Origin of the sequence: Hydrophilobacter chitinilyticus (assembly GCF_049860745.1) — a bacterium.
Lineage (GTDB): Bacteria > Pseudomonadota > Gammaproteobacteria > Burkholderiales > Burkholderiaceae_C > Rhodoferax_B.
In genome coordinates this window covers 3846394-3866604 of sequence record NZ_CP187561.1, presented here as the reverse complement: position 1 = coordinate 3866604, position 20211 = coordinate 3846394, and the positions used below count along the sequence as shown (strand labels likewise).

17 protein-coding genes are annotated in these 20211 nt (G+C 62.8%); 10 read left to right on the top strand and 7 right to left on the bottom strand.

Annotated elements, in window-relative coordinates:
- Position 1 precedes the first annotated feature (1 nt).
- Positions 2–1234: an MFS transporter gene (locus ACPWMG_RS17205; protein WP_483300701.1), complete on the top strand. Its 1233-nt coding sequence runs from the start codon at positions 2–4 to the stop codon at positions 1232–1234.
- A gap of 27 nt (positions 1235–1261) precedes the next feature.
- Here the strand turns inward: ACPWMG_RS17205 and ACPWMG_RS17200 are convergent, their stop codons facing one another.
- From ACPWMG_RS17200 to ACPWMG_RS17190, 3 genes are all read right to left on the bottom strand, one after another.
- Positions 1262–2026 carry a 3-hydroxyacyl-CoA dehydrogenase gene (locus tag ACPWMG_RS17200; protein WP_483300700.1) on the bottom strand — a complete coding sequence of 255 codons (765 nt, stop codon included), beginning with the start codon at positions 2024–2026 and terminating at the stop codon, positions 1262–1264.
- Positions 2027–2092: 66 nt separating this feature from the next.
- Positions 2093–2728 carry a response regulator gene (locus ACPWMG_RS17195; protein ID WP_483300699.1) on the bottom strand — a complete coding sequence of 212 codons (636 nt, stop codon included), beginning with the start codon at positions 2726–2728 and terminating at the stop codon, positions 2093–2095.
- Positions 2725–4119 (bottom strand): cache domain-containing protein, encoded by a 1395-nt coding sequence (locus ACPWMG_RS17190; RefSeq protein WP_483300698.1) that lies wholly within the window; start codon positions 4117–4119, stop codon positions 2725–2727. Before ACPWMG_RS17190 ends, ACPWMG_RS17195 begins: the two co-directional genes overlap by 4 nt.
- A 157-nt stretch (positions 4120–4276) precedes the next feature.
- Between ACPWMG_RS17190 and ACPWMG_RS17185 the strand changes: the two genes are divergently transcribed.
- Positions 4277–6352 carry a carbon starvation CstA family protein gene (locus tag ACPWMG_RS17185; RefSeq protein ID WP_483300697.1) on the top strand — a complete coding sequence of 692 codons (2076 nt, stop codon included), beginning with the start codon at positions 4277–4279 and terminating at the stop codon, positions 6350–6352.
- 1 nt (position 6353) lies between these two features.
- Positions 6354–6563 (top strand): YbdD/YjiX family protein, encoded by a 210-nt coding sequence (locus tag ACPWMG_RS17180; protein ID WP_483300696.1) that lies wholly within the window; start codon positions 6354–6356, stop codon positions 6561–6563.
- Between the two features lie 33 nt (positions 6564–6596).
- Here the strand turns inward: ACPWMG_RS17180 and ACPWMG_RS17175 are convergent, their stop codons facing one another.
- Both ACPWMG_RS17175 and ACPWMG_RS17170 read right to left on the bottom strand, forming a co-directional pair.
- A complete protein-coding gene (locus tag ACPWMG_RS17175; RefSeq protein WP_483300695.1) occupies positions 6597–7886 on the bottom strand; it encodes an aspartate carbamoyltransferase in 1290 nt (429 codons plus the stop codon).
- A 54-nt stretch (positions 7887–7940) separates the two neighbouring features.
- Positions 7941–8834 (bottom strand): LysR family transcriptional regulator, encoded by an 894-nt coding sequence (locus ACPWMG_RS17170; RefSeq protein ID WP_483300694.1) that lies wholly within the window; start codon positions 8832–8834, stop codon positions 7941–7943.
- Positions 8835–9039: 205 nt separating this feature from the next.
- Here ACPWMG_RS17170 and ACPWMG_RS17165 point away from each other — a divergent pair, with 205 nt between their 5' ends.
- The 7 genes from ACPWMG_RS17165 to ACPWMG_RS17135 all read left to right on the top strand — a co-directional run bounded on the left by ACPWMG_RS17165 (position 9040) and on the right by ACPWMG_RS17135 (position 17978).
- On the top strand, positions 9040–9981 hold the full coding sequence (locus ACPWMG_RS17165; RefSeq protein ID WP_483300693.1) for an alpha/beta hydrolase: 942 nt from the start codon (positions 9040–9042) through the stop codon (positions 9979–9981).
- 40 nt (positions 9982–10021) lie between these two features.
- Positions 10022–10966 (top strand): ABC transporter permease, encoded by a 945-nt coding sequence (locus tag ACPWMG_RS17160; protein ID WP_483300692.1) that lies wholly within the window; start codon positions 10022–10024, stop codon positions 10964–10966.
- Positions 10963–11784, top strand: a complete 822-nt coding sequence (locus ACPWMG_RS17155) for an ABC transporter permease (RefSeq protein ID WP_483300691.1) — start codon at positions 10963–10965, stop codon at positions 11782–11784. The genes ACPWMG_RS17160 and ACPWMG_RS17155 overlap by 4 nt, the downstream gene beginning before the upstream one ends.
- 2 nt (positions 11785–11786) lie before the next feature.
- Positions 11787–13493: an ABC transporter ATP-binding protein gene (locus ACPWMG_RS17150; protein ID WP_483300690.1), complete on the top strand. Its 1707-nt coding sequence runs from the start codon at positions 11787–11789 to the stop codon at positions 13491–13493.
- Between the two features lie 60 nt (positions 13494–13553).
- Positions 13554–15131 (top strand): ABC transporter substrate-binding protein, encoded by a 1578-nt coding sequence (locus tag ACPWMG_RS17145; protein ID WP_483300689.1) that lies wholly within the window; start codon positions 13554–13556, stop codon positions 15129–15131.
- Positions 15132–15232: 101 nt separating this feature from the next.
- On the top strand, positions 15233–16366 hold the full coding sequence (locus ACPWMG_RS17140) for a C45 family autoproteolytic acyltransferase/hydrolase (RefSeq protein ID WP_483305278.1): 1134 nt from the start codon (positions 15233–15235) through the stop codon (positions 16364–16366).
- Positions 16367–16748: 382 nt separating this feature from the next.
- Complete coding sequence (locus ACPWMG_RS17135) at positions 16749–17978, top strand: amidohydrolase family protein (protein ID WP_483300688.1); 1230 nt, start codon at positions 16749–16751, stop codon at positions 17976–17978.
- A 23-nt stretch (positions 17979–18001) separates the two neighbouring features.
- On the opposite strand, the gene ACPWMG_RS17130 is transcribed toward ACPWMG_RS17135, so the two are convergent.
- Both ACPWMG_RS17130 and dnaJ read right to left on the bottom strand, forming a co-directional pair.
- On the bottom strand, positions 18002–18772 hold the full coding sequence (locus ACPWMG_RS17130) for an aldolase (RefSeq protein ID WP_483300687.1): 771 nt from the start codon (positions 18770–18772) through the stop codon (positions 18002–18004).
- 262 nt (positions 18773–19034) lie between these two features.
- Complete coding sequence (dnaJ, locus tag ACPWMG_RS17125) at positions 19035–20180, bottom strand: molecular chaperone DnaJ (protein WP_483300686.1); 1146 nt, start codon at positions 20178–20180, stop codon at positions 19035–19037.
- Positions 20181–20211: the final 31 nt, after the last annotated feature.

The following is a 20211-nucleotide window of genomic DNA, read 5'->3' as shown; positions in this document are numbered from 1 at the left end:
CATGTCGCCCACCACCGCCGCCACACCGTCATCTGCCGCTACACGGCGGCTCCCGCCTGCCACGGCGCTGTGGTTGCTGGCGTCCATCATGGTGGGGTTTCTTGCGGCTTCCAGCGCGCCGTCGCCGTTGTACGCGGTGTACCGCGAGGCCTGGGGTTTCTCGGCGTTGATGCTCACGCTGGTGTTTGGCTGCTATGCCTTCGCGCTGTTGGCTTCGTTGCTGGTGTTGGGCACCTTGTCGGACTACCGTGGCCGGCGCGAAGTGGTGGTGTTGGCGCTGGTGTTGGAGATCGCGTCGACCTTTTTGTTTTTGTACGCGGGCTCTGTGGCCTGGCTGTTTGCCGCGCGGCTGTTGCAGGGCTTGGCGACGGGTATTGCCACCAGCGTGTTGAGCGCCGCCTTGATCGACTTAGACCGCGAACGCGGCGCCCTGGTGAACACGGTGGCGCCGATGGTCGGCATGGCCTTGGGGGCTTTGGGCACAAGTGTGTTGGTGCAGTTTGCGCCCGCGCCCACCACGCTGGTATTTGAGTTGCTGCTGGTGTTGTTTGCGCTGCAAACCGTGGCCGCGTTTTTTCTGCCCGAGACGGTGTTGCGGCGCCCTGGTGCCTGGCGCTCGTTGCGTCCCAGCATTGCCATACCGGCGCAGGCGCGGCAGACCTTGTGGCAGTTGTTGCCCATGAACACCGCCTTGTGGGCATTGGGCGGTTTTTACCTGTCGCTTGGGCCCACCTTGGCGCGCATCGTCACGGGTAACAACGCGCCCGTGGTGGGCGGCGCCATCATCGCTTCGCTGGTGTTGCCGGCGGCCATCGCCATTCTTTTTGTGCGTACCCGCGCGCCACGCCCCACGGTGGTGGGCAGCACGGCCGCGTTGATCGTCGGTTTGTCCGTCACGCTGGTGGGCGTGGCGTTGCATTCAAGTGCCGTTTTCTTTGTGGGCACGATGGTGGCGGGCGTGGGTTTTGGAGCTGGCTTTAACGGCGCGTTGCGCAGCCTGGTGTCGTTGGCCACGGCGGCCGAGCGAGGCGGGCTGATGGCGGGGTTTTTTGCGTTGAGCTACCTGGCCTTTAGCCTGCCCGCCATTGCGGCAGGGCTGGCCGTGGGGCACTTTGGTTTGCACGCCTCAGCCCTGGGTTTTGGGCTGAGCCTGATCACACTGGCGTTGATTGCGCTGTGTTTGATGCTGCGTGCAGACCGGCGCTTGGCAGCCGAGCGTATTGCTGACTTTTAAGTTCGCAACACCCGGCCTTGCATTTGCTTAGCGCGGTGCCAAACGAATCGCGCCGTCCAGGCGAATCACTTCGCCGTTGAGCATGTCGTTCTCGATGATGTGCTTCGCCAGCTTGGCGTAGTCGGCAGGTGTGCCCAGGCGCGAAGGGAAGGGCACACCCGCCGCCAGTGCGTCTTGCACTTCTTGCGGCATGCCAAACAGCATGGGGGTGCCAAAGATGCCGGGGGCGATGGTCATGTTGCGGATGCCGGAGCGCGCCAGGTCGCGCGCGATGGGCAGCGTCATGCCGACGATGCCGCCTTTAGAGGCGCTGTACGCGGCTTGGCCGATCTGGCCGTCGTAGGCCGCCACAGACGCGGTAGAGATCAGCACGCCGCGTTCACCCGTGGCTTCGGGTTCGTTCTTCTCCATGGCCTCTGCCGCCAGGCGGATCATGTTGAAGCTGCCCACCAGGTTGACGGTGATGGTTTTGCTGAACACACCCAAGGCGTGTGCGCCTTTTTTACCCACCGTTTTTTCTGCCGGGGCGATGCCGGCGCAGTTGACCAGGCCCATCAGCTTGCCCAGCGATACGGCTTGGGCCACCACGGCTTGGCCGTCGGCTTCCTGGCTCACGTCGCAGCGCACAAAGGTGCTGGCGCCACCGAGTTCGCGGGCCACGGCCTCGCCTTTGTCGGCTTGCATGTCGGCCACCACCACGGTGGCACCGTTGGCCGCCAGCATACGTGCCGTGCCTTCACCCAGGCCCGATGCGCCGCCGGTGACGATGAAAACTTTGCCTGCGATATCCATGTTTGCTCCTTAGCTTTTCTAGTTGACGTTAACGTAAACGTCAATTATGTCTCAAGAGCGTGCTGTCTATTTTTTGCCAGCGCTGTGTTCCATCGCAAAACGCAGCAAGGCCGCGCTGCTGTCCAGCCCAAAGCGTTGGCGGATGTTGGCGCGGTGCGCGTCTACGGTGCGCGGGTCTATGCCCAGCACGCGGCCAATCTCTTTGCTGGTCAAGCCGTCGGCCACCAGCGCCAACACCTCGGCTTCGCGCGTGGTGAGGCTGGGTTGCTGCTGGCGCCGGTCGAGTGCGCGTTTCAACCCGGCAGGGTAGTGGGTGGCGCCGCGCATCACGGCTTCAATCGCCTGCACCAGTTCTGCGGCTTCCGACTCTTTCACCACAAAGCCCTGTGCGCCCACATCAAAGGCTTGCAGCATGTGTTCTTCTTGTGTGGACGCCGTGAACACCACGTAGCGAATCTGCGGCTGGCGCTGGCTCAACTGGCGTATCAGCTCGATGCCGCTAGTGGGCTTCATCTGCAGGTCGGTCAGCACGATGTCGGGCTGGGTTTGCTCGGCGCGGTCTAGCGCTTCTTCGGCGTTGCGCGCTTCGGCCACCACTTCGATGGGCAGGCCAAAAGCCGCCAGCAGGCTGATGAGGCTGTGCCGCATGACCGGGTGGTCGTCCACAATCAGCAGGCGGATGGGGGGTGAAGATGTGGTCACGATTTCAGTGCCGAAGGCGGTAGCCAAACGGTGAGTTGGGTGGAGCCGGGGGCGGACTCCACCTGGAAGCGGCCCCCCAGCATTTCGATGCGTTCGCGCATGTTGGTCAGACCCAGCCCGGCGCGTACTTCGCGCAGCGTGGTGTCAACGTCAAAGCCCCGGCCGTCGTCGCCCAGCAGCAGCGTCAACCCAGTATTGCCGTGGCGGAGGTGCAGCCACACGTGGCGCGCGCTGGCGTGTTTTTCGATGTTGCCCAGCGCCTCTTGCGCCACACGAAACATGGCGGTGGCCATGGCCTCGGGAATCGGGGGCAACGCGTCGATTTGTGTTTTGACGGCCACGCCGGTGCGTGCGCCAAACTCGTCGGCGGTTTGTTCCAGCGCGCTGGCCAGGCCCAGGTCGTCGAGCAGGGTGGGGCGCAGGTCGTGCGAGATACGGCGCACGTCGCGCATGGCGCTTTGCACCAGGCCAATGCCGTGCTTCAAGGTTTGGCTGGCCTCGGGTTTGCCGCGCTCCATTTGCAGCAGGGCCGACTCGCACACAAACTTCACCGACAGCAGCAGTTGGCTGATGCCATCGTGCAACTCGCGCGCCACGCGCGAACGTTCGTCTTCTTGCGAATGCACCACCTTTTGCGCCATGGCGCGCAGCTTGCTATCGGCGGCGCGCTGCTCATAAATATTGAGCGCCATGCCACCGGCCGCCACCAGCAAGAGTGCGGCCGAGGCGATGAACAGGATCTGGTTGCGCGTTTTCTGCACCGCCACGCCGGTGGACTGGGTGATCAGCGCCTGCGCTTCCTGCAGGTGGTCGAGGTACAGGCCGGTGCCAATCACCCAGCCCCATTCGGGCACCAGCTCTACATAGCCGAGCTTGCGTTCTTCGCGCCCGGTGGACGGGCGGTTCCACATGTAGTCGACAAAACCGCCGCCGGCCTGCGCCTGGTGCACGAGCTGCTGGATCATGGGCGCGCCGGTGCTGTCGCGCAGCTCCCACTGGCTGCGGCCTTCGAGCTCGGCCAGGCGCGGGTGCATCAGGCTGTTGCCTTGCAGGTCGTAGACGAAGAAGTAGTTGTCGTTGCCGAAGTCCATGCGCCGCAACAGCTCCAGCGCTTCGCGCCGCGCGGCGGGGTCGGGGCCAGCCTTTTCGCTGGGGCGGCTGTTTTCATACAAGTGCAATACCGCCCGGCGGCCCACCTGCACAAAGTGCTGCAGTTCGTCTTTGCGCGCCTGCAGCAAGATGGGCTGCATGGCCGCCATTTGCGCCTCGGCCAGTTGGTCGGACTGCTGTCGCACCACCCACACCACCGCCACGATGGCGAGCACCAGCGGCACCACCGCCAGCAGCAACACCATCGACCGTAGCCGCAATCTCAACCCTTGTTCACCCATGGGGCGATTTTCTCACTGCCCGTGAGCGCCTAGGGATAACCATTACGCAATCACACAGGGGTGGCCCCTGCACGCACACAGATGCGGGCGGCCGCAGGCACTTCGACACTCGCGGTTGGACAGTTCCGCACCAACAACCTCCAAAAACGAAGAGACCATGCAAACCACACTCACCCAAAAACTCACCCGCCACGGCGTGTGGGCGCTGGTCGCCCTCACCGGCGCCGGTGCCCTGGCCACGATTGCCCTGCACCGGGGCGAAACCGTCAACGCCTTGTGGATCGTGGTCGCGGCCCTGGCGGTCTACCTGATCGCCTACCGCTACTACAGCCTGTTCATTGCCGACAAGGTGGTCTCGCTCGATAGCCACCGCGCCACACCGGCCACGCGCCACAACGATGGCCTGGACTACGTGCCGACCAACAAGTACGTGCTGTTTGGCCATCACTTCGCGGCGATTGCCGGTGCGGGCCCGTTGGTGGGGCCGGTGTTGGCCGCGCAGATGGGTTATCTGCCGGGCATGTTGTGGATCTTGGCAGGCGTGGTGTTTGCGGGCGCGGTGCAAGATTTCTTGATCTTGTTCATCTCGACGCGGCGCGATGGCCGTTCGCTGGGCGACCTGATCAAGTCGGAGTTGGGGCCCATCCCCGGCGTGATCGCTTTGTTCGGCACCTTCATGATCATGGTGATCATCCTGGCGGTGTTGGCGCTGATCGTGGTCAAGGCCTTGGCCGACAGCCCCTGGGGCACGTTCACCGTGGGCGCCACCATTCCGCTGGCGCTGTTCATGGGCATTTACACGCGCTACATCCGGCCGGGCAAGATTGGCGAGGTGTCGGTCATTGGATTTGTGTTGTTGATCGCGTCCATCATCGTGGGCGGCCAAGTGGCGGCCAGCGAGACCTGGGCGCCGCTGTTCACGTTTGACGGCAAGCAACTCACCTGGATGTTGATTGGCTACGGCTTCATCGCTTCGGTGCTGCCCGTGTGGTTGCTGCTGGCGCCGCGCGACTATTTGTCGACCTTCTTGAAGATCGGCGCCATCTTGGCACTGGCCATCGGCATTATGTTTATCGCCCCGGATCTGAAGATGCCCGCCGTGACGCGTTTTGTCGACGGCAGCGGCCCGGTGTGGTCGGGCAGCTTGTTTCCGTTCTTGTTCATCACCATCGCCTGTGGCGCAGTGTCGGGCTTTCATGCCCTGATCTCGTCTGGCACCACGCCCAAGCTGCTGGAGAACGAGCAACACGCGCGTTTCATCGGCTACGGTGCGATGCTGGTGGAATCGTTTGTCGCCATCATGGCGCTGGTGGCCGCGTCCATCATCGAGCCCGGCGTTTACTTCGCCATGAACAGCCCGGCTGCCGTGCTCGGCACCACGGCCGAAAGCGCCGCGCAAGTGATCTCGCAATGGGGCTTTGTGGTCACGCCAGACATGCTGATCCAAACCGCCAAAGACGTGGGTGAAACCACCATCATCTCGCGTGCCGGTGGCGCTCCTACGCTGGCCGTGGGCATGGCGCAAATCTTCTCGCACATGCTGGGCGGCAAGGCCATGATGGGCTTTTGGTACCACTTCGCCATTTTGTTTGAAGCGCTGTTCATCTTGACGGCGGTGGACGCCGGCACGCGTGCCGGCCGCTTCATGCTGCAAGACTTGCTGGGCACGTTTGTGCCGTCGCTCAAGCGCACCGATTCGTGGGTGAGCAACGGCCTGGCCACCGGCCTGTGTGTGGCGGCCTGGGGCTACTTTTTGTACCAGGGCGTGGTCGATCCGCTGGGCGGCATCAACACGTTGTGGCCGCTGTTTGGCATCTCCAACCAGATGCTCGCCAGCGTGGCGCTGATGCTGGGCACGGTGGTGTTGTTCAAGATGAAGCGCGAGCAGTTCGCCTGGGTCACGCTGTTGCCCACGGCCTGGTTGCTGGCCTGCACCATGACGGCTGGCTGGCAGAAGGTGTTCGATGCCAACCCCAAGGTCGGCTTCCTGGCGCACGCCAGCAAGTACCAGACGGCGCTGGACCAAGGCCAATTGCTGGCCCCGGCCAAGTCGCTGGATCAGATGCACCGCATCATCTTCAACGATTATCTGGACGCCGGCCTGTGTGTGTTCTTCATGTTTGTGGTGATCAGCATCGTGGCCTTCGGCATCCGTGCCTGCCTGGCCGCGCGCCGCAGCAGCACGCCGACAGTGCATGAATCGTCCGGCCCCTTGCCCACGGCCGCTGCCTGACATGCTGGACCAAATTGCCACGGTGGGCCGCTACCTCGGCCAGACCGCACGCCTGATGGTCGGCGTGCCGAACTACGACACCTACGCCGCCCACCAGCGCAGCCAACACCCGGATGCGCCGGTGATGACGTACGAGGAGTTTTTCCGCGAGCGCCAAGAGGCGCGCTACGGTGGTGGCGGCAAAGGTGGGCGGGTAGGGCGCTGCTGCTAGGCCAGGTATTGGCTGGCCCGGCTTTGCATTGCCTTAGTCAAGCTCGTCAAAAGCCGCGTCGTCCGGCCCCACGTACGAAGGCGAGTGCCAGGCCGCATCGCGCATCGAGCGAGTGACCTGGTTCTCCACGCCCATCAACACGGCGAACAGCGCCATGCGCACGGGAATGCCGTTGTCGGTCTGCCGGAAGATGGCCAAACGCGGGTCGTGGTTCAGGTCGGTGCTGAGGTCGTTGGCACCCGGACGGCCGTCGCGCGGCAGCGGGTGCATCAGGATGGTGTCGGGCTTGCACACCGTGTCGACCAGCGCCTTGCAGACCTGAAACTCGGGCGTGTAGCCCTCGATTTCTTCGCCCTGAAAACGCTCTTTCTGGATGCGCGTGGCGTAGACCATGTCGGCGCCGCGCAGCCCTTCTTGCAGTGATTGGGTTTGCTCCACCACGTGGCCGTTGCGCGTGGCCAAGTCCAGCAGGTAGCTGGGCATTTCGAGCGACGGCGGCGCGATCAACGTGAACTTCAAACCCCGGTAGAGCGCGAGCAGGCGGATCAGCGAATGCACGGTGCGGCCGTACTTCAGGTCGCCCACGATGGCGATGTGGGCGCCGTCGATCAGCTTGCCCAGGCGCGAGAACTCGCGTTGGATGGTGTAGACGTCCAGAATGGCCTGGCTCGGGTGTTCGCCCGGGCCGTCGCCGGCGTTGATCACCGGGATGTTGGTGGCGCGCGCAAATTCGGCCACCGAGCCTTGGTCGGGGTGGCGCACCACCAGTGCGTCCACGTAGCCGCTCATCACGCGGCTGGTGTCGTAGATCGACTCGCCTTTGGCCATGGACGAAAACGTAAAGCCCGTGGTGTCGCACACCGTGCCGCCCAGGCGGCAAAACGCCGCGCCAAAACTCACGCGGGTGCGGGTGCTGGCTTCAAAAAAAAGGCTGCCCAGCACCGCGCCTTCCAACACACGCGTGACCTTCTGGCGGCGTGCAATCGGCTGCATGATGTCGGCGATGCGGAACAGGTCTTCCAGGCTGTCGCGGCTGAACTGGGCCACCGACAACAGGTGCGGACGGCCATCGGCGGCGATGCGTTGGGCCAGCGTGCGCACGTCGGCGGCGCCTGCGGCGTCAGGCGTGCCACGGGCTTCGTTGCGCAGAATTTCGGCGACAAACTTGTTCACCATGTCGGGCATGGCGCGCGACTCGGTGGAGTCTTCGGGCAGCAGCCAGGTGTCGAGGGCGCGGCGGCGAATGCCCAGGCGGTCGGCAAACGCCTCACGCGTGAGGTTGAGGCGACGCATCGCATCGCGTAGCAAATCTTGTTGTTTCATTTAAAAATATACGCTTAGAGTTCTTGTATTTTACTCATTGCGTATATTTTTAACTCAATCCGGTTTCTCTTTTTCTGCCAGCACTGCAATCAATTGGCTGCGGATGATGGAGGTGATGTGTTCGCGGCTGATCTGCTCCAGGATGCCGATCTGCCGGGTCACTGGTCGGCCTGGCAGGCGCAGCACACACAGGCTGCTGTCGTTGGCCCAGTCGGCGCTTTTCTGCAGCGGCACGATGGTTACGCCCACGTTTTGCCGCACCAGCTCCACAATGGCCGACACCGCGCTCAGCTCCAAAAAGTCTTGGGGCAACTGACCCAGCTTGCGCAATGTTTGCTCGATGCGAATGCCGCTCACGGTGCGCCGGTCAAAGCGCAGAAACGGCTGGTCGCGCAGCAGCGTTTTGATGCTGCTGTTCGGGCCTGCCACCTGCGAGCTGGCAATCATCACCAGCGGCTCAACATACAGCGGCGTCCACAGCAGGCCCTGCAGTTCTTTCTGCGAGTCTTCGACAAAAATCGCCGCATCGAGATGGCCGTCTTTCACGCTCTGCGCCAGGCCGCTCGACTCCTGCATCACCAGCCGCACGTTCAGTTTGGGGTACAGCGGCTTGAGTTGCACCATGGTGCGCGACAGCAGGCCCATGGCCGAGACGATGCAGCCCACCGTCACCGTGCCCGCGATTTCGCTCTCGTCGTTCAACCCCGCGCGCATCTGGTCGTAGCAGGCGATGATTTTTTCGGCGTGCGGGATCAGCGCGCGGCCCGCCACCGACAGCACCACCCCTCGGCCCGAGCGCTCGAACAGCGCGGTCTTCAACTCGTTCTCCAGCGCACGCATCTGCAAGCCTACCGCCGCCTGCGTCAACGCCACGCGACCCGACGCGCCGACGAATGAGCCGCCGTGGGCCACGGCCAGAAAGGTGCGTAGGAAGCGGATGGTGCTCATGGATCTGAATACGTTTGGGACGACGTTTGCGACTACGTTTAAATACTAAATAAGACCTTTAGTATCTTAAAAGAAAATATGGATATATCTTTTTGATCGTTTGGCGAACAATTCCTCCAGACAAATGGTTGACATATGAATCTGTTAGGCCTTGCCCCTCAGTGCCGTATGCCAGCCCAGGCTTTCACCTACTGACGGACATTGAATGGCTCACTTGCAAGACCTTCCTATCGCTGATGCTGCTGCCGACGCGGCGCTCCAGGCTGATCCTACTTTTGGCGCGCAACGTGCCGCCGCCATCTACGACGTCGGCCACAGCACCATCTTTGCCTCGCGCAGCGACCCGCGTTTTTCATACTGCACCTATGCGCCGCCGAGCACCGGCCTGGAAAAACACCCGCGCCAACTGGTGGTGGTGATGCACGGCACGGGCCGCGCCTTCACCGAATACCGCGACGCGTTTGCCGAGTTCGCCAAGTGGAACGACTGCATCGTGTTGTGCCCGCTGTTCCCCGTGGGCCCGCAGGGCGACGGCAACCGTGACGGCTTCAAGCAACTGCGTGAAGGCAACATCCGCTACGACGACATCCTGCTCGACATGGTGGACGAAGTGGCTGAAAAATTTGGCTGCGACTTCTCGAAGTTCGCGCTGTTTGGCTACTCGGGTGGCGGCCAGTTTGTGCAACGCTTCGGCTTGCTGCACCCCGAGCGCCTGTGGGCCTTGTCGATTGGTGCGCCGGGTTCGGTCACGCTGCTGGACGTGAACCAAGACTGGTGGGTGGGCGTGCGCAACTTCGAGCAAAAGTTTGGCAAGCAGCTGAACCTCGATCTGCTGCGCAAGCTGCCGGTGCATTTGATTGTGGGCAAGGCCGACATCGAAACCTGGGAAATCACCCACCGCGAAGGCGGCAAGTTCTACATGCCAGGCGCCAACGACGCTGGCCGTACGCGCCCCGAGCGTCTGGAAACCCTGCGCAAGTCCTTTGAAGCCAATGGCGTGGCCTGCAGCATGGACTTGGTCGACAACGTGCCGCACAACGGCCTGGCCTGCTGCGACAAGGTGCAAGACTTTCTGGCTGCGACGCTGCGCAGCATGCGTGCCGGCAGTTCCGGCAACGCAGGCGGTGCGGTCAGTGCCGTGGTCTAAGCGCTTGCTGTTTTAACCAAAACAAAATCAGAACCCCACCATGTTTCGCTTCGCACTGAACCGTCTGATCATGGCCTTGCCGACCCTGCTGATTGTGGCGGTCGCTGTCTTCGTTCTCATCCGTCTGATCCCTGGCGACCCCGCGCAATTGCTGCTCGGTGACCTGGCCGACCCGGTGCGCCTGGCTGAGTTGCGTGCCCGTCTGGGCCTTGACCAAAGCTGGCTGGTGCAGTTTGGCATCTGGGGCGGCCACGCACTGCGCGGCGACCTGGGGGTGTCGATCACCACCGGCGAACCGGTGCTGCACTTGGTGTGGGGCCGCTTCCTGGTCAGCGCGCAGATCGTGCTGGTGGCCGTGTTCATGGCGGCGTTGGTCGCCGTGCCGGCCGGCATGATCGCCGCGTGGCGGCAAAACCGTTGGCCCGATCTGGCGTTGGTGGGTGCTGCCACCTTGCTGGTGTCGTTGCCGACGTTTTGGCTCGGCCTGCTGTTGCTGCTGTTGTTCGGCTTGAAGCTCGAATGGCTGCCGGTGGTGGGCTATGTGTCGGTGATGAACGACTGGAAGTCCGGCCTGCTGTATTTGATCATGCCCATCCTCACGCTGTTTCTGCATGAGATTGGCGTGCTGATCCGCATGGCCCGTGCCAGCACCCTGGAGGTGCTGCGCCTGGACTACATCACCCACGCCCGCGCCAAAGGTTTGTCGGAGTTTGCGGTGATGACGCGCCACGCATTCCGTAACGCCTTCGGCCCCACCTGGACGCTGATCGGCCTGGTGCTCGGCAACCTGCTGGGCGGTGTGGCGGTGGTGGAGACGGTGTTCACCATTCCTGGTCTGGGCCGCTTGTTGGTCGACGCGATTTTTGCGCGCGACTACCCGGTGATCCAGGGTTGTTTGTTGTTTGTGGCGGTGATCTACGTGTTGACCAACTTGCTGATCGACTTTTGCTACCCCTTCTTTGATCCACGGGTGCTGGCCGAATGAAGAAGAAACTTTCTCCCCAAGCGTTGATTGGCCTGCTGGTGGTGGGCGTGATTGTGCTGGCCGCCATCGTCGGCCTGTTCTGGACGCCTTACGCACCGCTGCAAATCAACTTCTCTGCACGCTTCAAGCCGCCAGGCGGCGCCTATTGGCTGGGCACCGACGAGTTTGGCCGCGACGAGTTGTCGCGCCTGATGGCGGGCGCGTCGAACAGCCTGTGGATCAGTTGTTTGACCGTGATGTTCGCAGTCGTTGTGGGCAGCGCCATCGGTGTGGTCACGGGCTTTGTGCGCGGCTGGACAGACCGCATCGTCATGGCCTTCATCAACGCCTTGCTGGCCTTCCCCGGCTTGCTGCTGGCGCTGGCTTTGCTGGCGGTGTTTGGTGCCAACCAGTACGGCATCATTCTGGCGCTGGGCCTGGCCTACACACCTTCGGTCACGCGCATCGTGCGTGGCACGGTGTTGTCGCTGCGCGAGAAGGAGTTCATTGAATCTTCGCGCGTGCTCGGCAACTCCGAGCTTTACACCATGGTGCGCCACGTGCTGCCCAACTGTGTGGCGCCGCTCACGGTGCTGGCCACGTCGATGTTTGGCTGGGTGATTTTGTCGGAGAGCGCGCTGTCGTTCCTTGGCCTGGGTGTGCCGCCACCGGCGCCCACCTGGGGCAACATGCTGGCTTCGGCCCGACCCTATATGAACCAGGCCGCTTATCTGTCGATCTTCCCGGGCCTGTGCATTGCGCTCACGCTCTTGGGCATCAACTTCTTGGGCGACGCTGTACGCGACTTGCTCGACCCCCGTATGAAGGGTGTGGAATGAACATGGCCATCCCTCCAAAAGCATTACAAGTGCCGACGCCACTGGTGGAAGTTTCGGGCCTGAGCTTGGCCGTGGGCCGCCAGGGCCGCGAGATTGTGCGCGACGTCAGCTTCTCGATCTTGCCGGGCGAGTTTGTCGGCATCGTTGGTGAATCGGGCAGCGGCAAAACGCAAGCCGCGCGGGCCATCCTAGGCCTGACCCCGCCACCGCTGGTGCGCACCGCAGGCCGCATTCTGTTCGAGGGCGAAGACCTCTCCAGCGCCACACCAGCCCGCCTGCGCGAGCTGCGCGGTGCACGCATCGGCATGGTCTTCCAGGAGCCCATGACCTCGCTGAACCCGTCGATGACCATCGGCCGCCAGTTGGATGAAGGCCTGGCCTTGCACCGCCCCGAGCTGAGCCCTGCAGAGCGCCAAACGCGCGTGCTGCAGATGCTGGCGCGTGTCGGCATCGTCGACCCCAAGGCAGCGCTGGCCGCCTGGCCGCACGAGTTCTCGGGCGGCATGCGCCAGCGCATGATGATTGCATCGGTGATGCTGCTGGAGCCCGCGCTGCTGATCGCCGACGAGCCCACCACCGCGCTTGACGCCGTGGTGCAGCGCGACGTGCTCGAGCTGCTGGTCACGCTCACCCGCGAGAAGAACACCGCCGTGCTGTTGATCAGTCACGACCTGCCGATGGTGGCGCGTTACACCGAGCGTGTGATCGTGATGCAGCACGGTGTGGTGGTCGAAGCCGGTGGCACGGCCGAGCTGCTGGCCGCGCCCACACAAGACTACACACGCAAGTTGCTGCAAGCGATTCCACGTCGCCTGCCGGCGCGCACGTTGCCCATCGCCCACCCGGTGGTGGAAGTGCGCGGCCTGGTGTTCGACTACCCCGGTCACCGCCGCCTGTTTGGCAAGACGCCAGGCAAACGTGTGTTGCACGGCATCGACCTGGCCATCCAGCCCAAGGAAATCGTGGCGGTGGTGGGCGGCTCGGGCTCGGGCAAAACCACACTGGGGCGGGTGATTGCAGGCCTGCTCACGCCCACCGATGGCGATGTGCGTTTCCGTGGCGGCGCCATCCACAAGCGTGACCCGGGCTGGCGCGACTACCGGCTCAATTGCCAGATGGTGTTCCAAGACCCGTACTCGTCGCTCAACCCGCGCATGACCATTGGCCAACTGGTCGGTGAGGGCTTGCGCCAGGTGGACGACATGTCGAACGCCGACAAACGTGCCCGCGTCGCCAAGATGCTGCAAGAGGTGGGCTTGGGCGGCAACTTTGCCGAACGTTTTGCGCATGAGCTGTCTGGCGGCCAACGCCAGCGTGTGGCGATTGCGCGTGCGCTGGTGCGTCACCCCGCGTTTGTGATTGCCGACGAGCCGGTGTCGGCCCTCGACGTGACGGTGCGCGCCCAAGTGCTGGAACTGTTTGCCGAACTGCAAGACCGCCACGGTTTCTCGTGCCTGTTCATCAGCCACGACCTGGGCGTGGTGGAGCAGGTGGCCGACCGGGTGTTGGTGATGCAGGCTGGCCGCATCATCGAACAAGGCTCGCGCGATGCCGTGTTCGATGCGCCGCAGCACGCCTACACCCGCGAACTGCTCTCGGCCATTCCGACCTTGGTGCCCGTGCCTGGTGGTGGCATGCAGCTGAAGTGGCGCTTTGATGAAGCGCACGCCGAAGTTGCCGGCGTTGCCCAAGCTGTGACCGCGATTTGATTTTTTTCGATTTTTGATTTTCCCGTCCTCGACTCTTCCCATTTTTCTAGGAAACCCGTCATGCGATCCACCCCGTTTTTCTCTCGTGCCGCAAGCCCTCTGGCGTTTGCCGTGCTCGCGCTTTGTGGCGCTGCCTACGCGCAGCCGCAACCCACGCAAATCGTGGTGGCACAGCCGGCCGACATCCGCTCCACCAACCCCGGTGTGAACCGTGACAACACCACGGACGGCGTGGTGCTCAACATCGTAGAAGGCCTGGTGGGTTACCACGAGAACGGCACGGTGGGCCCGCTGCTGGCGCGCTCTTACACCGTCAGCCCTGATGGCCTGACCTACACCTTCAAGCTGCGCACGGGCGTGAAGTTCCACAACGGCGATCCCATGACCTCGGCCGATGTGCTGTGGAGCTGGAAGCGCTACATGGACCCGAAGACCGACTGGCGCTGCTTGTCCGACTTGGACGGCCGCTCGGGCGTGAAGGTGGTGAGCGCCACGGCCCCCGATGCGCAAACCTTTGTGCTGCAGCTCGACAAACCCTCGGCCGTGTTCCTCGACACCCTGGCCCGAACCGACTGCGCCATGGCCGCCGTCATCAGCAAGAAGTCGGTGAAAGAAGACGGCAGCTGGGACAAGCCCATTGGCACCGGCCCGTTCAAGTTTGACGAATGGAAGCGCGGCGAATACGTGACCATGAGCGCGTTTGCCGACTACCAGTCGCCTCCCGGCACCAAGGCCGACGGCTACCTGGGCTTGAAGACGCCGCAGGTTGCGCAAGTGAAGTTCTTGACCGTGCCCGACATGTCGACGTCGAAGGCCGGTTTGCAATCGGGCGCGATTGACGCCACGCAAATCACGTCTTCCGATGTGCAGGAACTGAAGGCCAACCGCGCCGTGAAGGTGATGGCCGCTGTGGATGCTGGCAAGAACACCTTGCTGATGCAGAACAACGACCCGGTGCTGAAAGACGAACGCATTCGCCAGGCGATTGCCTATTCGCTGGACATGAAGCAGATCGTCGCGGCTTCATCGGAAGGCCTGGCCCACGTCAACAACTCGGCCATTCAAGAGACCTCGGGCTTCTACAGCGCCATCCAGAAGAAGGGCTACGAGTACAACCCCGCCAAGGCCAAGAAGCTGCTGCAGGAAGCCGGCTACAAGGGCCAACCCATCGTCATCCAGGCCAACAAACGCGCCCACGTGCCGAGCTTCTCGGTGGCCGTGTTGAGCCAGGCCATGATGCAAGCGGTGGGCATCAACGCGCAGATCGAGGTGCTGGAATGGGCCACGCAACTGGACCGCTACAACAGCGGCAACTACCAGATGAGTTCGTTCACGTATTCGTCACGCCTCGACCCGGCGCTGAGCTACGAGCAGTTCTCGGGCAACAAGGTCAAGCAGCCACGCAAGGTGTGGGACGACCCAGCCGCGCAAAAGCTCATCGACCAAAGCTTTGTCGAAGCCGACCCGAAAAAGCGCCAAGCCCTGTTTGACCAACTGCACACGCTGATGATCACCAAGACTCCGCTGCTGGTGCTCTACAACGTGACCGACTCGTGGGGTGTGCGCACCCGTGTGAGCGGCTTCACCGTGTGGGAAGGCAAGCCCCTCTTGTGGGGCACGCGCCTCGGCAGCAAGTAAGCATCGTCGCTTAGCCACTGAATTTGCAGGCCAGGCAGACCACCAGTGTGTGGTCTGCGCCGCCGCATGTCTTCACTCAAAGCCAACTGGGGCTCACCATGATCAACAACATCCAACAATTCCCTTTTATCTCCGTTTCCGGCGCGCCGTTTGAGCGTGGCGTGCAGTACGGCCAACAGGCCAAAGACCGTGTGCACGGCAGCGTGCGCCTCTATGGCCAGACGCTGGTGCACCTGGGCTACAGCGAACAGGCACGCAAACGCCTGATCGATTTCTTCGCCAAAGAGATCGAGAACTTTGCGCCGCACTACGTCGAAGAAATGCGCGGCATTGCGCAGGGTGCAGGCGTCACGTTTGAAGACATCGTGATGATCAACGCCCGCACCGAAGTGCTGGCCAAGGCGCGTGCCGAAAAGGTAGAAGCCGCCGAGAGTGAGCCGGGCGACGGCTGCACTGGCGCGCTGATTTTGCCCGAGCGCTCGGCCACGGGTAACCTGATCCACGGCCAGAACTGGGACTGGCGCGCGGAGTGTGTCGAAACCTCCATCGTGCTGCGTGTACGCAACGACAACGGACCAGACTTTCTGACGTTTGTCGAAGCCGGTGGCCTGGCGCGCAGCGGCTTCAATAGTGCGGGGGTGTCCATCACCGCCAACTACCTGGAGTCGGACCGCGACTTCACACAGTTGGGCGTGCCGCTGTCGTTGATCCGCCGCAAGGTGCTGGAGCAAGAGATCTTCTCGCTGGCGATGAAGGCCGTGGGCACCACGCCCAAGTCGTGCTCGAACAACATCATGCTGGGCATGGCCGAAGGCTTTGGCATCGACTTCGAATGCACGACCGATGAGTCCTTCCCCATCTACCCCGGTGACGACAACCTCATCGTGCACGCCAACCATTGGGTGAGCGATGTGGCCCTGACCAAGCTGGTCGACATGGGCTTGAGCCAGTCGCCCGACAGCCGCTACCGCGACTGGCGCGTGCGCAAGCTGCTGAACCAAAAGGACAAGCTCAGCCGTGCCGACTTGAAGGCCGCGTTCTTCGACAACTTCGGCGCGCCGTACTCGGTGTGCCGTCCACCGCGCCTCGGTAGCCATGACAACCTGTCGGCCACGGTGGCCATGGTCATCATGGAGCCCGCCGTGGGCGAGATGGAAGTGGCGCCGCTGCCCGCCATCAACAAGGTGTTCACGCGCTACAGCTTGAAGGACGAGCCGGTGTTGGTTGCCGCCTGAGGGTTCGGCGAGGTTTGAGAAAAAAGAGCCTGCAACGGGCTCTGTCAAAGCGGGAGGTGCTATCGATGCGGTAGCGCCTCCCGTTTGTTTTTGGGGGCATGCGACCACTGTGAGGTGATAGGCGCTGCGCATCACACGCCAAAAAATAGCATCTATCCCGGTTCAGCCTGCCCACCTACTATCGCCGCGCAGACCGGCCTGATCCCACAAGGGCCGGATGCACACGATGGCCATGGCAGCGGTGTCCGGGCCATCTCCCTAAAACAAGTAGAGGAGACATTCGGTGAAAATTTCCAAGCCTTTGGGCAGAGGCCTTGCATTGGCGACTGTGGCTGTAGCGAGCAGTATGTTGGTAGCGTGCGGTGGTGGCAGTGATGTCACCTTGCAGGTCTCGAAAGGCACAGTGCTGAAGAACGTGACGGTGGTGAACACGCGCGACGGGGCGCTCTCTGCTGGCATGTCGGTGATTGTGGACGGCGGGAAGATCTTGCAGGTGACCAACCTGCCTGTGAGCACTTCGGGTTCGGCGCAGGCGGTGGACGGCACCGGCAAGTTCGTCGTGCCGGGCTACCTCGACATGCACGCCCACGTGGTCGAGACGGCAAACTTGAATCCCACGTTTTTCCCGTTGCTGATCGCCAATGGCGTGACCGGCTTCCGTGAAGAGTCGGATTCGGACGCCAACAAGGCGCGCGGAGCCAAGGTCAATGCCGATGCGGTGGCGGGTTTGCTCGATGCTCCTGAAGTCATCTTCAACGGCGGCGAGGCGCATTTGAACCCGGCGGTAAGCGCATTGGCTGCCAGCAATGCGGGCATGCCGTCCATCGACCATCTGGGCGCGGGCTGGGGGCTGCTGATGGATTGCTCGACGGAAGAGGCCACGTTGCGCCCGGCGGCCTTGGCCGGGGGCTATAAGCCGCCGTTTCCTGCAGACTATGTGGCCAACCCGCGTGCTTATGACAGCGCGCAGAACGCCCAGTTCTACCAGCGCATCTTCGACACCTACAGCGAGAGCAAATGCGTGGCGCTGAACCAGGCCTTTGTGAAGAACAACACCTGGCAAACGCCTACGCTGATTCGCCTGCGCACGCAAGATTGGGGCAACGACGCCTTGTACCGCGCCGACCCCAACCTGGCCTATGTGGAGAAGACGCGCATCGCCGGTTGGAACAAGCTGGGCGACCAGTTCGCCACCTTGCCCGCCAGCGCCGTGGCCACGCTGCAGCAGTTCTACGGGCTGCAGAAAAAGACCGTCAAACTGATGCAGCAAAACGGCGTGAAGATCATGGCCGGCTCTGATGTCGGAGGTGTGTGGCTCATCGCTGGTTTCAGTTTGCTGCAAGAGTTCCGCGAGTTGAGCGATGCAGGCCTCACACCGCTGCAGGTGCTGCAAACCACCACGTTGAACCCGGCTCAATTCCTGAAGCGTGAAGCCACCATGGGCACGGTAGAGGCGGGCAAAAACGCCGATCTGGTGCTGCTGGACGCGAACCCCATCACCAGCGCCGCCAACCTGGAAAAGATCTCGGGCGTGATGCTGCGCGGCAAATACTTCCCAAAGACTGCGCTCGACAAAATGAAGAGCGATGTGGCAGCCGCTTACCCCCGCTGATCTGTTGCTGGTCTAGCACTGGTCTAGAGCGGCGCAGGCAGCAAGCGGCGCAGCGCTTCAAAGAACAGGTCGGACTGCTCCCGCTCACCCTGAATCTGCGCCGCCACGTGGGCGGCCAGCTTGGCGTCCACGGGCTTGAGCGGCCGGCCTGTGCTTTGGGCAATGACCTGGTGCAGGCAGGCGCGCTCCAGGTAGTAGAGGTCGTCGTAGGCATGGGCGATGGTGTGGCCGGTGACGATCACGCCATGGTTGGCCAGAAAGGCGATGTCCTTGGCGGCGTTCTCGCCCATCATGCTGCTGGCAATGCGTTCACCCTCGGCGTCGTCCAGCGCCAGACCGTTGTACTCGGCGTCGATGGCGATGCGGCCCATGTAGCGCATGGCGTTTTGGCTCAGCGTGGGGTCGAGTGCGCGTTCTGCGGTGAGCGTGAGGGCCGTGGCATACGGCATGTGACAGTGCAGCACCACCGCGCGCCCGGTGAGCCGGTGCAGCGCACCGTGGATGAACAGCGCCGTGGGTTCCACACGGTGGCGGCCGGCCAGTACCTGGCCGTGCACGTCGATGAGCACGATGTCGTCCGCGCCCACTTCGCTCCAATGCAGGCCGCGCGGGTTGATGAGGTAGCGGTTTTTGGCGCCGGGCAGCATCACGCTGAAGTGGTTGCATACGCCTTCTTCCAACTGGTGGTGCGCAGCGGCCCGCAGGGCCAGGGCCAGGTCTTCGCGCAGTTGGCGCACGGCGGGGCTGGCGTATTCGGCTTCGGCGTCGTGGAGATGGGGAGGCTGTTGCGTCATTGTGGGAGTCCTTGGTGGGGCGTAAGAACGTTCTAAGAGGGACGGGGCAAGCTGCTCAGCCAGCGCTGGTGCGCCACCCGGGCGAAGCCGCGTGCCTGAATTGGCAGGAATGCGTCGTTGAAATCGTACAGGCTGTTGTGCAAGGGCACATCCCCGGGAGAGCCCGTAGCGCCGCTGGTGTGATGCCCGCCAAGATCGCGCGCATAAAAAAAGCCCGGCATGAACCGGGCTTTTGGGGCGCTTTTAACTGGGGCTAAACGCTTCAGGTGCTGAAGAAGTTGCGCAGACGGTCGGTCCAGCTTTCGCCGGATGGCGAATGTTTGCCGCCGCCTTTTTTCAGCGACTCTTCCAGCTCACGCATCAGCTTGCGCTGGTGCTCGGTGAGCTTGACCGGCGTTTCCACCGAGATGTGGCAGTACAGGTCGCCAGGGTAGCTGTCGCGCACACCCTTGATGCCCTTGCCGCGCAGGCGGAACTGCTTGCCGGCCTGGGTGCCTTCGGGAATGTCGATCGCGGCCTTGCCTTGCAGCGTGGGCACTTCAATCTCGCCACCCAAAGCGGCGGTGATGAAGCTCACCGGCACCGAGCAGTGCAGGTCGCCACCGTCGCGCTCGAAGATGTCGTGCTTCTTCAGGCGGATCTCGATGTACAGGTCGCCCGAGGGGCCGCCGTTCGAGCCAGGCTCGCCGTTGCCCACGCTGCGGATGCGCATGCCGTCGTCGATACCGGCCGGGATCTTCACTTCCAGCGTCTTTTGCTTCTTGATCTTGCCTTGGCCGCTGCACACCGTGCAGGGCTCGGGAATGATCTTGCCCGCACCACGGCAAGTGGGGCAGGTTTGCTGCACGCTGAAGAAGCCTTGGCGCATTTGCACCGTGCCCGCACCTGCGCAGGTGCCGCAGGTCTTGGCGCTGGTACCAGGCTTGGCGCCGCTGCCGTGGCAGGTGTCGCAAGCTTCCCAACTGGGGATGCGGATCTGCGCTTCTTTGCCGCGCGCCGCTTCTTCCAGCGTGATGTCCATGGCGTAGCTGAGGTCGTTGCCACGGAACACCTGGCGTCCGCCTCGGCCACCGCGACCACCTTGCTGGCCAAACATGTCGCCGAAGATGTCGCCGAAGGCTTCGGCAAAACCGCCAAAGCCTTCACCACCCGCGCCGCCGGGGCCACGCATGTTGGGATCGACACCGGCATGGCCGTATTGGTCGTAGGCTGCGCGTTTTTGCGCATCCGACAACATCTCGTAGGCTTCCTTGGCGTCCTTGAATTTCTCTTCGGCTGCCTTGGCTGCATCACCCTGGTTGCGGTCGGGGTGGTGCTTCATCGCGAGTTTGCGATAAGCCTTTTTGATTTCATCCTCACTGGCGTTCTTGGGAACGCCAAGGATCTCGTAATAGTCTCTCTTGGACATGGTGTACTAACTAAGGGGCAGGTGATGAACA

What these genes read in the sequence shown, in the direction of transcription:
- ACPWMG_RS17160 (WP_483300692.1), top strand. Translation starts at nt 10,022, where the DNA reads ATGTTTCGCTTCGCACTGAACCGTCTGATCATGGCCTTGCCGACCCTG.
- ACPWMG_RS17155 (WP_483300691.1), top strand. Translation starts at nt 10,963, where the DNA reads ATGAAGAAGAAACTTTCTCCCCAAGCGTTGATTGGCCTGCTGGTGGTG.
- ACPWMG_RS17205 (WP_483300701.1), top strand. Translation starts at nt 2, where the DNA reads ATGTCGCCCACCACCGCCGCCACACCGTCATCTGCCGCTACACGGCGG.
- dnaJ (WP_483300686.1), bottom strand. Translation starts at nt 20,180, where the DNA reads ATGTCCAAGAGAGACTATTACGAGATCCTTGGCGTTCCCAAGAACGCC.
- ACPWMG_RS17190 (WP_483300698.1), bottom strand. Translation starts at nt 4,119, where the DNA reads ATGGGTGAACAAGGGTTGAGATTGCGGCTACGGTCGATGGTGTTGCTG.
- ACPWMG_RS17165 (WP_483300693.1), top strand. Translation starts at nt 9,040, where the DNA reads ATGGCTCACTTGCAAGACCTTCCTATCGCTGATGCTGCTGCCGACGCG.
- ACPWMG_RS17200 (WP_483300700.1), bottom strand. Translation starts at nt 2,026, where the DNA reads ATGGATATCGCAGGCAAAGTTTTCATCGTCACCGGCGGCGCATCGGGC.
- ACPWMG_RS17130 (WP_483300687.1), bottom strand. Translation starts at nt 18,772, where the DNA reads ATGACGCAACAGCCTCCCCATCTCCACGACGCCGAAGCCGAATACGCC.
- ACPWMG_RS17185 (WP_483300697.1), top strand. Translation starts at nt 4,277, where the DNA reads ATGCAAACCACACTCACCCAAAAACTCACCCGCCACGGCGTGTGGGCG.
- ACPWMG_RS17150 (WP_483300690.1), top strand. Translation starts at nt 11,787, where the DNA reads ATGGCCATCCCTCCAAAAGCATTACAAGTGCCGACGCCACTGGTGGAA.
- ACPWMG_RS17170 (WP_483300694.1), bottom strand. Translation starts at nt 8,834, where the DNA reads ATGAGCACCATCCGCTTCCTACGCACCTTTCTGGCCGTGGCCCACGGC.
- ACPWMG_RS17145 (WP_483300689.1), top strand. Translation starts at nt 13,554, where the DNA reads ATGCGATCCACCCCGTTTTTCTCTCGTGCCGCAAGCCCTCTGGCGTTT.
- ACPWMG_RS17175 (WP_483300695.1), bottom strand. Translation starts at nt 7,886, where the DNA reads ATGAAACAACAAGATTTGCTACGCGATGCGATGCGTCGCCTCAACCTC.
- ACPWMG_RS17180 (WP_483300696.1), top strand. Translation starts at nt 6,354, where the DNA reads ATGCTGGACCAAATTGCCACGGTGGGCCGCTACCTCGGCCAGACCGCA.